The following is a 12929-nucleotide window of genomic DNA, read 5'->3' on the forward strand; positions in this document are numbered from 1 at the left end:
ATAAAAAAAATTTTAACTACAACAAAAAGCATACATTTTATAAAAAAACATATCATTACATAACATTTAACAGAAACACCCTTAAAAGACTGAAAAAGATTGACTTACACAATATTTAGTCAGTATAAATATTTATAATTTCAAATATGTTGTACTAATGTTGAGTTATTAAGTATTTGAATCTTTAAATCTTATATCTCAACAATGTAACTCGTAAGACTATCCTCTCGAGACAGATCTAATTTTTTACGCAAACGATATCGTTTTATCTCAACACTCCTAGGAGAAATATTTAATAATGGAGCAATTTCTTTCGATGAGAGATTTAACCTAAGATAAACACATAATCTAAGATCACCAGATGTAAGTGATGGATGCAATTCTTTAATTTTTTTGAAAAAATCTTTGTCGGCATTATTAAAAGCTTCCTCAAAAGTTAACCAGTCTTGTTTACTATTCAGGTTTTTATCTAGCATCTTTTTTAAGGACTTTGACTCTACAGTTTTAGGAAGATTATTTAGCTCTTCTTTTAATTCATTCAGAGTTTCATTTTTCTTTATCATTGCCATAGTAGAAATGGCAAGTTCTTTATTTCGATGCTCAATATCTCCTCTTAATTTGGCATTACGTAGTTCAATTAAATTCTTCTCATTAGTAAGGTTCCTAAGCTCTAATTCTTTTTGCTGTTTCAAAAGAGCTCTCTCTTTTTGTCTTTTAAAATACCAAATATAAAATCCGTTTAATAATATTATTAAAGCAATCAAAAGAAGAATATAAATCGCAATTGCGGTATTAGTCAAATAATAAGGTCTAGCAATAGTAAAGCTATAGGTTTCTGTATTAGTGGATAAAGTTTCGTTAATTCTAGATCTCACCTCAAAATTATAATCCCCATATGAAAGGTTTTTTAATTCGATTGAAGTATTTTCAACCCATTCACTCCATGATTCATTAAGTTCTAATACTCTATATTGATATAATACAGTATTTAACGAGTTGTATGAAGGCGAGCTATAATGAATTTGCAGAAAGTTATCCTTATACGGTATAGTAGGTATGTCTGTTAACCCAAACAATATAAACTCTCCATCCTTAAAAGATTTAACCTCATTAATGTATAATTCATTTGTTGTAACTGTTTTTTTATTCTGATTTAAGGTGGTATATCCATAAGATGACCCAATCAAATATTCATTAGACCCTAAGACCGTTAAGTTTTCATACCCTACTTTCTCGTTTCTCAATTCTTTACTTAAAAATACTTTTTCTACAGAATAGGTACCATCAATATCCTCAATACTAATTTTTGAAAGGTGATCTTTATTGAACAGCCATAGATACCCATTGCTTATGACTAAAGTACCTGAGGTATAAACATCTTTTCTTACCAGTTGACTTAACTCCTCATTTAGGGTGAAAGTCTTTTCATTATAAGGTTTTGTATAAACCGAGTCTCGTCTGGCATAGATGATATTATCCTTAAACATTATCATATCAGAACCAATACCTTTACCCAAAACCTCTACTGTATCAATTCTTTGAACGGAAGTTAAGGAATCATTTAGGGACAATTTAAAAACACCTTTATATTCATGATTTACATAAATATTCTTGACCTTATCAACTACCACATCCTTTGAACTGATATTAAATCCTTTTATCTTATTTCTTACTTCCCAATTATCACCTTTTTTGGTTAAAAAGTATAAGCCATTATAAGTTCCTGCAAGAAGCAAGTTAGAGTCATCACTGATTCTATGGGTCTGCCATGTACCAATAGTACCTGGTATGCGCTCTGCCCTATCATTTTCAACAATAAATATTCCCGAATGATGGTTACAATATAATTGCCCATTAATACTAGTAATAGACCACACCTGCCCTTGCGTGCCATCAATAAAGGTAAAATCTAAAGAATCATCATTTTTATAAAACAAACCTTGATTAGTACCTACATAAAGAATATTACCCGATTTGTAAGAAGTATAAACCGTACCTAATTCTCCATCTCTATCATGATAAATACTATAAGCTGAATCTACGTTTACAGAACTAATTCCATTATCTAGACCTAACCAAACATTTTTTTTAGAATCTTCAAAAATGGTAAGACATGTATTATTAATTAAACCATCACTTTGATTGATAACATAATTGGTGCTACCATCAAGATTCATGGAAACAACTCCATTAGAAATAGTGCCTAACATCAGACTACCGTCACTTAAAAAAAGCGCGTTATACACAGTAAGGTCAAAATTTAAATCAGATTGAGCAACCAACACTGGTTCTTTATTTTCTAATCTATATAAGTCTGCATTTTCAGTTAAAAAATGAACTTTAGATTCATGTTCAAATAATAGAATAACGGTCTCTTCTTTAAAAAAATCACTTTGACTTATAGGTAAAGGTCTCTGATTAGAAATAGTGAATAATCCTTCTCCCAAAGAATGGTAATAATAAGTCCCATTTACTTTAAAAAATTTATTGATATTATCATTAGATACTAAAAGAGAGACTTTACCACTACTTATATCGTACGAATAGATATGAGATAAGGATTGAAATAAAACATAATCTTCATTTACGATAATATTCCAGAACTGCTCATCTTCTTCAACATCGATGACGGAAGATTCAATAATAGATGTGTACTTTAAAACACCACGATCATCTTTTTGCCAGTAGCCAAAATCCATGTAGCATCCAGTATAAATGCGATCGCCTGCTACCTTTACAGATCTCATAATACTCTCATTAGGCGTTTTGTAGAGACGCCATTGAGCACCATTATATTCTAATAATCCTTTGTTGTTAGCAATATAAATATAATTATTTTCTGACTCCGACAACATCCAATTTTGGTTACCTGCGCCATATTGTGAAGGCTCATAATTATTTAAAGGAGGCAACTCTTGAGCCGCACCATTTATATAAAACAGGGATAATAATAGTAAGAAGTATATTGCTTTCAACAGTTACAGTTTTCTCAAATGTAACTAAAATAACTCAACACACAAGCTACAGTGCTAGACACTATAAAACGTAAGGCACTTTAAACCAATAAGTAAAGATTTAAAAATAAAAAAACAACCTATACAATACTACTTATTAAATCCTCTCAACTTTATAGCGGTAAGAACTTTTTTTGTGTATAAAGGAAAGTCTGCGTTCTGAATCCAGCTGTAATAACCTGGTTCTTTCTCTAACACATCGACAATTCTCTTCCCTTTGTGTTTCCCAAAATTGAAACACTCTTCTCCTTTATCATTAAAAGCAAGCATTCCTGCAAAATCGACCGGCTTACGACGCGTAGAAAAATCAGCAAGAGAATTCATGTCGTTTTCAAGGTCTGGATAACGATCTAATTGACCTTTGAGCACTTCATATGTAGCGATAGTATCAGCCTCTGCACTATGCGCATTTGTAAGATCCTTATCACAATAAAATTTATACGCAGCGACAAGTGTACGTTGCTCCATTTTATGAAAAATATTTTGTACATCAATAGCATTACGATTACCCATGTCAAAATCTACATCAGCACGCAGCATCTCTTCTGCCAGTAAGGGAATATCAAATCGGTTTGAATTAAAACCAGCTAAGTCAGAATCTTTAATAATATTGTGAATTTCATGAGCTAACTCCTTAAAAGTACGTTCATCTTTTACCATCTCGTCAGTAATTCCGTGTACAGCTGTGGTCGCTGCAGGAATAGGAACCGTCGGGTTCACTCTATAAGAATATGTTTTCTCAGTACCATCAGGCAATACTTTATGTATAGCAATCTCAACAATTCGATCTTTTGAAATATTAACTCCTGTGGTTTCTAAATCAAAAAAACAAATAGGTCTACGTAAATTGAGTTGCATGTGATATATTTTAGAAGATCAATGTTGTGAGTTACACGCTTTCGCGAAAGCGGAATCCAAACATTTATTGATATGTTTAAACTTTATTATTTTTACAAAGATAGCAGCTACCTATGTCAAGGCATGGAATTTGTAAAAGAATTTAATAAAAACAATTTGTAGCAAATATCAAGTTGCAATAAAACAAGAACATGAACGGACTTAAATTACTTACTGCGTTATTTCTATTGATAATAGCGATCCCTTTACAGCAGCAACCAGAAGGTATAAACATCACCATAGAAAAAGGTCATAAAAAGATTACCTATTATGCTGAAAATGTAACCGACAATGATCTTGATTTATTTTTTAAAGTCAATAGCACAGGTTTCCGTCGTAGTGCAGATCGACCTATGATCGAGACAATTCCTGCAAAAACTAAAAAAGCACTTATAACATTGATTCCTTTAAAGGGTAAGGATACCACACATACTTATATTGCTGTAGTGACAAAAAAGGAAAATAATATTGAATTGCGCAAAACAGATACTATTGTTAAGGATGTAATGCGCATTGATCCTAAGAAGCAGAATTAAATAATTCTTTTTTTAATAGTATCACGATTACTATAAAGTAAACGATATAATTTGCAACATGTGCCATGACTATTCCTTCTATACTATATAGTGGTAATAAAATCATGCTGAAAATATAAAAGCTTAAAACGCTTACTATTTCTGCCACTAGATATCTTTTTATATCGTTGCGCGCAATAAATTGAAAAGCTAGTACAGTAGTGACTATTTTAATAAAATCGCCTATTAATTGCCATTTAAACAGTGGCTCCATTCCTTCAAAATCAGCATTAAATAAATAGAGGATGATATAGTCCCTAGAAATATATACTGCTATTAAACCTAATAGCAGGAAAGGCAAAATAGTTTTATAAAAATGTGATATCGTTGTTCTAAAATGGGATGAACTTTTATTTTTACTTAGTTTAGGTAGTACATACATACTTATTAAACTAGTCGCAAAAAGTATGTAGTAATTAGATACTCTAATCATTCCTTCCCACCATCCAGCCGCTGCATCACCTACTTGCGTGCGCACTTCATTACGTACTAGTATGGCAACCAAAGGCAATAAAAAGGCACTAACTAAAGCCATGGCACTGTATGAAAAGAGCTTTTTAGCAATTTCTTGACTCCATTGAAAACCTATCAATTCAAATAAAGGAACTTGATGTTGAATAGTACTTTTAAGAAAAAAAAAGGCAACTACACATTGTATAAAAGGGACTATCACAATACTATACAAAGCACCAGTCAGATTAAAAGTATAAATCAAATAAGCTGATATTATAAAAATCACTAAACTTATAACTATCTGTAAAGTGATATACCTTTTAAAAAATTCAAATCCTTGTAATAGTGAAGTAATAAAAATAAAAACGACATAAAACGGCAAGGAAACAGCAAATAATCTAAAAACGGTTGTAAAGGATATATCGGTAGCGATTAGATAATCATCTAACCATGGTGCCGCTATAAAAATTAATATCGCTAGTATTAAACTAGATATGATAGATAAAGACCATGCAGTTTTGTAATGTTTTTTTAATTCAGTGAAGTCTTTACGATAAGCCGCTGCATATGATACTAATCCATGTTCAAACCCCAAAACGGCAAAAGTCTGTATACCTTGAGTAAAATTGCGAAGATTACCCATAATCGCCATTCCAGCAGCACCAGCATAGTCTGCAATGATACGAGACATTATTGCTCCTATACCTATTCTAATAAGAATGAATACACCATTAAAACTTGCAACTTTAAGCAGTACATTTTTAGTAAAAAAACTTAAGAGAGATCTCATTAATAGCTATTTACAACTTGAACTACTTTTTTAATTTCTGATGGAGATAGTAATGGATGACAAGGTAGGCTTACCTCTGTCAGGTGTAAATTTTCTGTTTGCGGAAAACTTAAATCATTCAACTCTTTAAAGGCCTCTTGTTGATGTGGTGGTAAAGGATAATGCACATTAGTTTCAATACCGTTTTCCATCATATAATCTTGAAAGTGATCTCGATCTGTCACAAAAACAGGAAAAACATGCCAAGAGTTATGCTTTAAAAAGTTAACGTTAGCAGTCACTACGTGATCATTTTTGAAATGATCAAAATAATATTGAGCGACTTTTGATCGTTGCAAATTATCTTCATCAAGCAATGCTAATCTATTACTTAAAAAGGCCGCTTGCAATGGATCTAACCTACTATTAATTCCCTTTACAGAATTCTGAAATCGGTTATCACGACCATAGTTAGCTAGTTTACGAGCCATAGCTGCTAGTACATGATCATCTGTAGTGATAGCACCACCATCACCTAATGCACCTAAATTTTTTGTGGGATAGAAGGAGAAGGCACTTGCCCTAGCTAGACTTCCTGATCGCTTACCATCGCTATTAATGGCACCATGCGATTGTGCGCTGTCACAATAGACTGGCTTTTGTTGCGCTGCCGCAAAAGCATAAACTTCATCGCTAACCAACTTACCATATAAGTCAACGGTAATAATCGCATCCACTTTATCAATTTGTGATTTTAAATCATCGACAGTTAATAATATATCAGAAACATCTACAGGAACAGGCTGCATTCCAGCATGGATGATACTTAAAAAAGTTGCAATGTAAGTATGAGCTGGAAGAAGAATTTTAGCATTTTCTGAAAGGTTCCCTAATTCTTTTTCGGCCAATAATATTAAGGTTAGTGCATCTAGACCGTTTCCTGTGCTTACAACCTTATCCACACCGCAATAAACCGCAAATTGCCTTTCAAATTGTTCTACGTAAGGACCACCTATATATCTACCTGATTCATAAACAGACGCAAATGATTGCTGATCTTTATGATGAAAACGGGCATTAAGCTCTCGTAATGGCAAGTAAGATATTTTCAAATTTTCTATGACTGGTGTTTTTTTAAACGTTTTTAAAAATAATAAAGTATTTGATAATGAAATCCTTACTGCGAATTAGTAAAATAGTTGAATATAAAAAAAAACGCCAAGCCAATAAACAGAAACACATTAATCCAAAAAGACAACTTTTGCATTTTTGTTTTCTCCTCTCTTAAACTCAAAATGGCACATGTAAAACCTATTAGAATACTGATATATTGAAAGGTTATTAAGTAAGCAATCACCATATCAAACTGTGTACTGGCGTTACGATCTAATTGAGATAAGATTAAAAAAATAGTTAATAGAACAATTGAAATCCATGCAAAATGCAAGGAACGTTTACTGTATTTCATACTTAAATTTTACTCCATCTTGACCTAAACACAGGTTGATTAATGGCTCCTAGTTCCTCTTTAAATCGTTGTAAACCTCTATTTACAGATCCATCACTTTCATTCACATGTCCATAATCTATGTAGTTATAGTTTAGGTCTTTGAATTTTTTACTAGCTTCAATATATAAAAAGTCCAATGCACTTTTTTTCATGCCGTCTAAAGTAGCGGCTGCATATTGTGATTTTACGATAGTTCCTTTTATAAAAAAAGTTACACCTGCTAATAAATTATCACTTTCATAGACCAAAAACTGTTTAATCTGATCAGGAAATCTGGAAGCTAATAATTCTATCTCAGCTAGGCTATGAACTGGACTAGTTTGATGTCTAGCTTTTAATTGAGGCTCCAGAATATCATCCCAGAATATTTTGAAATCATTATTAATTACTAATCTCAACTCATCAAATTTTCCATTACGATATCCACTTGTTTTTTTTGAAGAAATATTAAATTCATTCCTCAAGTTTAGATGCAAGTTATGCAAAGCCTGGTATGTATTAAAATCTAGAAATTCAAACTGTTTTATAGTATGCAAATGATGCCTGTTATAGATAGCTGGTTGCCATCTTATTTCAACGGATAAGTAATGAGTTTTGAGATAAAAAATAATCTCAGTTAAAATAGCAATCATTAACTCATTAGAGGTTTCTAACTTCATAAAAACACCTCCATAAGTTAAACCTTGATGGCTATAAAATTGGTCTCCAACACTATTCCCTGGTACACAAGCCACCAGTTTATCATTATAGTATACCATCAGGCTTGCATCTTCAAAACGATCCTGATGATAATTCATGAAATTTCTATCTAATAAAAAAGTGCCATTACAAGACTGCTTTATGAAAGCATTCCATGTAATGGCGTTTTTTGGATAGTATTTTTGAATGGTAATATTCAATGGAAAATATTCAGTGTGCTAAGATAGCAGAATAATCATTCCATTTTAAGTAATATGAAAGGTAGTATCACATTAAAAAAGTTAATTAAGCAACTCGATAATTTCAGTCGCTTTACCAGCATTGTATAAATGTTCCTTTCTTATTTTATTAAATATCATGAGAGCTTTCTTTTCGTCGCCTTTTTTAAGATATAGGAGCCCTTTATACCAATATCCCTTCTCTGCATCAAGGAAATCACTAGATATCAATTGATCATATGCGATGATGGCATCGTCATAAGACCCCATTTCCATCAAAGATATTCCCTTTAAAAGATAGAAGGCTGGTAAGTTTTCTTGTGATGTAATAATTGAATTTTCAATAATAGGCATAGCCTCTTTATATTTTTCATCTATGAATAATGCAGTAGCCTCATCAAGCGCACTCTGACTATCACCATCTCTCACTATTGAATATGTAAGCTGGTTTTTATCTAAATAGGTAGCATAAACATGATCTGGAGTCGAATTAGTCCCATTGAATTGAGATACACTTATAATGATAACGACCGATGCAGCAGCAGCATATATAAGATGTTTCCACCTGAAATCATACCTCGACTTTATAGGTTCACTAGAATGATCGATATTCTTTAATGTAGCTTTAAGGTTAACAATGTCTTCATCATTAAATAATTCTTGATATTCAGATATAACAGTTTTATCTACATTATTAGCAAAGCTCCAACCTGCCTTATGGAATGTATCATGCAATTGTTGTTCAATTATTAATTGTTCCACAAATTTTGAATCTTTCTTCCTTATTTCAAATTGAGCATGTTCCTCATGAGTTAAGGAATTTTTAAAGTACTTTTCAAGTAAAAGGTTGTCTGGCGTGATCATAATTCTCTTAGGGCATTAAATCTAGGGCTGTCTTTGATAAGCTCTATCAGTTTCTTTTTACATTTAAAGACACGTTGTCTTGCGACTGTTTCAGAACTATATGCCAAATCTTTTACCATATCAGCATAGGATACATCATTAAAAAACATTTCAAGAATAGACTTGCAGTTATCTGAACTCAGATCCAAGGCTGCTTGAAATAATTCTAATCGTTCTTGTTCTAATAAAACATGTGCATCTTCATTTTTTATATAGAACTGTTCCTCCTCTATATCTTTTGTTACCCAATGTGAAGATTTATTTAGCTCTCTTCTCCACAAATTCTTACATGCAGTAAATAAAAAAGCCTTGAAACTAGATTTAATTGAAAACGGATTCTTTTTATATCTAACGGCTATTTGAACTAATGCCTTTTGGAAAATATCCTCGGCATCTTCAACGGAACCTTTATTTTGAACCACAAATTTTTTCACCTTAGGCAAGGTATCCTTATAGAGTTCTGAAATCACAGCAGAGTCACTCGTTAATAAGGCTCTTAAGTATTTTAAATCATCTGCCATTTGAACAAATATATAAGTAAATCATAAAGAGTTTAATTTTAAGGGTAACAAAAAACAACTCTTTGTAACAGTAGGGTAACATCCTAAATTATAAAACCCTACTTTTATGAAAAATTTATTTTTAAAATTACTTTTGTGCTCAATTATCTCGTTAACTATCACTTCTTGTAGTGTTAATTCTCTTGAAGAAGATGATTTAACTTTACAGAATTCTAGTCTACAATTAAAAAGTAATACAGCTAAGTTAAAACTATACGTAACCTGGGAACCAAACGCAACAAAAGATCAACAAACTCATTTAAGAGAAGAGTTAAAATACTCTAATCCTTACCTTATACTACACTCCTTCACTATTGATGAAAACATTCACAGTGGTGAGATATGGGAACTATCATTGCAACAATCTGAATCAGAAACAACTGATCCTGTTTTATGGATAGAAGATGAAACTGTAATAGACATTGCAAGCTTTGAACCCTTTTAAATTATAAATGTGTAAATTAGGTTTCACAATATAAAGATTTTGAAATCTAGTTTTAACTGCATCATATTTTGGCTACTTGTACTTTGCTTGGGCAATACTGCAAGTAGCCAAACTTTTTACGATCTATTTGATTCATTTGAAAAAAACAAAGGTGTTGAAGCGTTACAACCTCAACTAGATAGCATATTAAGCATTACTACAGACCAGACAGTATTTTCAGAAATGTCTCATGATTTTTCTGTAAAATACTTTAGACTTAGAGACTATGAAGCAGCAATTAAATATGCGCTTATAGAGGTAAAATCTTTTGAAGAGGCTCAAATTATAAATGAAAAATATACTAAAGCCCTTTACCAACTAGGTTATTTCTATGAGCAAACCGCTCAACTTGAAATAGCGATACAGTGTTATAGTAAAATAATTTCGGTAGAACCTAATTCCTATAGAACTATTCAATCTTATGGTAAACTAGGAGATTGCTATTACAAACTAGGAGACTATTATCAAGCAGAAGTTTACTTTCTAAAAGCTATCTCTGATTTAGAAAACTATAATGCTTCAGGTTTTTTAGCATCCCAATATCTCAATCTAGCAAAAGTATATCACACTTTAAATACTGATGAGTCTCAAGAAAAAGAACTTAAAATTTTAAATAAAGTTCTAGAGATAAACAGGAAGAATCAACTGAACGACCGAAGGTTATCTATCCTCTACAATAATCTAGCAAATTATTACAATAACGAAAAGTCATATGACTTTAATCAAGCTAAAAAATATTATCAAAAATTATTAAATCACTCCATAAAAAACATAGATTCAACATCTATAGGTATAGGATATGGTAATTTAGGTAACCTTTACATTAAGCAAGGTATCGATAGTGCAAAATATTATCTCAATAAAAGTCTAGATTATACTTTATCAATAGAATCTAAGGACCGAGTGTTTAAAAACATCGCAGATCTAGAATTGAAAAATGGAAATAGAAAAAATGCATTAATTTTTATAGATAAAGCCATACAGGTAAATTTTATTAATGATAAAATAAAAATTAATGAGCCTTCACTAGTTGATTTCAAAGATGCTATAGACCCAATCGGTGTTATCAATTCTCTTTCAAGAAAAGCAGAGATACTATTACAGCAATATGAAGACTCTAAAAAGAATACTTATGTAGTTGAAGCCTTTAAAAATTTACAAACCGCCGACTCTCTTATAGATTACATCCAAGATTCAAATAGTGAAGAAAGCTCAAAAATGTACTGGCGCAAAGAAGCCTCAAAAGTATATCATCATGCAGTTTATTGTTCCTTTATTCTTGACAATCCAACATTAGCATTTGTATACAGCGAGAAAAATAAAGCCGTTCTACTTACAGAAAATATAATACAAAACTCTATTGACATACCTTCATCTGTAAAAAACAGAAAAAGATTTTTGAACGACAAGCTATTAGAATATGAAAAAAAACTTGAGGAAAAAAAGGACTCTAACTCGATAAAATTTTATAATAAAGCAATCCTTAATCAACGTCTTGAAATAAAAAAATATGACGATTCTATAAATAAAAATTATTCTGAAGGTGTAGGCAAAACTTATCTTAACCAATTAACCAATCTATCAGACGTACAGAAAAGCTTGAGTAGTAACGAAATCGTCATTTCTTATGTCTGGAATAAGGAAGTGCTATTTAAAGATCACCTCATGTGCTTATTAATAACATCTTCAGATGCTCAGATATTTGAACTTGAAAATGCAGGGAAATTAAGCATAGAAATAGCCCAATACTTAAGACTCCTCTCTCAGCCATTCAGTACCGAAAGTGATATAGAAAATTATGCTCTGAAAGCTAATTCAATATATAACAGACTATTCCCAAAAGAAATTCAAGACCAAATAAAATCTAAGAAAACGACAATTATTGCAGATGGCCAATTACAGAATATACCCTTCGACGCATTAATCACAGATATTAAAAAGCATACGTATCTAATTAATGAAAGTCAAATTAACTATGCTTACTCCTTATCTTTTTCTAAAAGTAATGCCGCTATTAATAGAATGGCCAAAAAAAATCTAATAAGCTTCTCACCTACTACATTTGATGCCATAGGACTCCCCAAACTTTACAATACAAATGAAGAAATAAATTCGATAAATCAGTTTATAAAAGGAGATAATTATATCAATAATAAAGCAACTAAGAGCACATTTAAGAACCGCATAAATGGATACAAAATTATCCATTTAGCAACACACGCTAGCTCTGGGGAGAACCCATTTATAGCTTTTTATGATAGTAAAATGGGTATGAAAGAACTTTATTCTTTACAGAATAATGCTCAACTTGTTTTCTTAAGCGCTTGCGATACTTCAATCGGAGAAATTATCCAAGGTGAAGGCACTTTGACACTGGCAAGAGGTTTTTTCTATACAGGATCTCAAGCTGTAGTAGCCTCTTTATGGAAGACCAGTGATAAGTCAACTTCCTATATTGTGGAGGATTTTTACAAAAATATTGAAGAAAATCAAGGAGTCTCTACTGCCCTACACAATGCAAAACTTAAATACCTCAGAGAGCATAGTCTGTCAGACGCTTCTCCATATTATTGGGCTTCATTAAAAGCCATGGGAGATAATCAACCTATTTCTTTAGATAACTATAATGTATATTTTTGGATTGCAGCAATTTTTATTCTTATTCTTCTGATTTTCTTCTTTTTAAAGTCCCGTAAAGGATAATTAATATTATTCACGTTATTTCCTACACATTACGCTTTCGCGAAAGCGTAATAACAACTTCATTTCACAATTTCACGACCACTTGTCTAATAAATTTATTCAGAATCTCTGTTCTGGGTAACAAAGGATTCTTTAAAAGAACAA

The 12929-nt window shown here is 31.6% G+C and carries 10 protein-coding genes; 3 read left to right on the forward strand and 7 right to left on the reverse strand.

From position 1 onward, the window contains the following. Positions 1-191: 191 nt before the first annotated feature. Both ACJJVI_RS03085 and ACJJVI_RS03090 read right to left on the reverse strand, forming a co-directional pair. Positions 192-2975, reverse strand: coding sequence for a helix-turn-helix transcriptional regulator (locus ACJJVI_RS03085; protein ID WP_405350246.1), 2784 nt, complete (start codon positions 2973-2975; stop codon positions 192-194). A 129-nt stretch (positions 2976-3104) separates the two neighbouring features. Next, entirely contained in the window at positions 3105-3872 is a 768-nt protein-coding gene (locus tag ACJJVI_RS03090) for a 3'-5' exonuclease (protein WP_042249463.1), read from the reverse strand. 191 nt (positions 3873-4063) lie between these two features. Between ACJJVI_RS03090 and ACJJVI_RS03095 the strand changes: the two genes are divergently transcribed. Continuing rightward, entirely contained in the window at positions 4064-4447 is a 384-nt protein-coding gene (locus ACJJVI_RS03095) for a hypothetical protein (RefSeq protein ID WP_036579542.1), read from the forward strand. Here ACJJVI_RS03095 and ACJJVI_RS03100 read toward each other — a convergent pair. The 5 genes from ACJJVI_RS03100 to ACJJVI_RS03120 all read right to left on the reverse strand — a co-directional run bounded on the left by ACJJVI_RS03100 (position 4431) and on the right by ACJJVI_RS03120 (position 9559). Then, positions 4431-5729, reverse strand: coding sequence for an O-antigen translocase (locus tag ACJJVI_RS03100; RefSeq protein WP_405350250.1), 1299 nt, complete (start codon positions 5727-5729; stop codon positions 4431-4433). The genes ACJJVI_RS03095 and ACJJVI_RS03100 overlap by 17 nt on opposite strands. Continuing rightward, positions 5729-6820: a DegT/DnrJ/EryC1/StrS family aminotransferase gene (locus tag ACJJVI_RS03105; protein ID WP_405350253.1), complete on the reverse strand. Its 1092-nt coding sequence runs from the start codon at positions 6818-6820 to the stop codon at positions 5729-5731. The genes ACJJVI_RS03100 and ACJJVI_RS03105 overlap by 1 nt, the downstream gene beginning before the upstream one ends. A 358-nt stretch (positions 6821-7178) precedes the next feature. Further along, a complete protein-coding gene (locus tag ACJJVI_RS03110) occupies positions 7179-8117 on the reverse strand; it encodes a hypothetical protein (RefSeq protein WP_042269786.1) in 939 nt (312 codons plus the stop codon). Positions 8118-8198: 81 nt separating this feature from the next. After that, positions 8199-8897, reverse strand: coding sequence for a M48 family metallopeptidase (locus tag ACJJVI_RS03115; RefSeq protein ID WP_146128695.1), 699 nt, complete (start codon positions 8895-8897; stop codon positions 8199-8201). 98 nt (positions 8898-8995) lie between these two features. Then, a complete protein-coding gene (locus ACJJVI_RS03120) occupies positions 8996-9559 on the reverse strand; it encodes an RNA polymerase sigma factor (protein ID WP_042249446.1) in 564 nt (187 codons plus the stop codon). 106 nt (positions 9560-9665) lie between these two features. On the opposite strand from ACJJVI_RS03120, the gene ACJJVI_RS03125 reads away from it, so the two are divergent. After that, a complete protein-coding gene (locus ACJJVI_RS03125; protein ID WP_405350258.1) occupies positions 9666-10043 on the forward strand; it encodes a hypothetical protein in 378 nt (125 codons plus the stop codon). Positions 10044-10130: 87 nt separating this feature from the next. After that, a complete protein-coding gene (locus tag ACJJVI_RS03130; RefSeq protein WP_405350261.1) occupies positions 10131-12785 on the forward strand; it encodes a CHAT domain-containing protein in 2655 nt (884 codons plus the stop codon). Positions 12786-12929: the final 144 nt, after the last annotated feature.

The sequence above is a fragment of the Nonlabens sp. Asnod3-H03 genome, assembly GCF_045063665.1.
GTDB classification, from domain to species: Bacteria; Bacteroidota; Bacteroidia; order Flavobacteriales; family Flavobacteriaceae; genus Nonlabens; species Nonlabens ulvanivorans.

Coding starts and splice junctions, on each gene's coding strand:
- ACJJVI_RS03090 (WP_042249463.1), bottom strand. CDS start 3,872: ATGCAACTCAATTTACGTAGACCTATTTGTTTTTTTGATTTAGAAACC.
- ACJJVI_RS03095 (WP_036579542.1), top strand. CDS start 4,064: ATGAACGGACTTAAATTACTTACTGCGTTATTTCTATTGATAATAGCG.
- ACJJVI_RS03100 (WP_405350250.1), bottom strand. CDS start 5,729: ATGAGATCTCTCTTAAGTTTTTTTACTAAAAATGTACTGCTTAAAGTT.
- ACJJVI_RS03120 (WP_042249446.1), bottom strand. CDS start 9,559: ATGGCAGATGATTTAAAATACTTAAGAGCCTTATTAACGAGTGACTCT.
- ACJJVI_RS03125 (WP_405350258.1), top strand. CDS start 9,666: ATGAAAAATTTATTTTTAAAATTACTTTTGTGCTCAATTATCTCGTTA.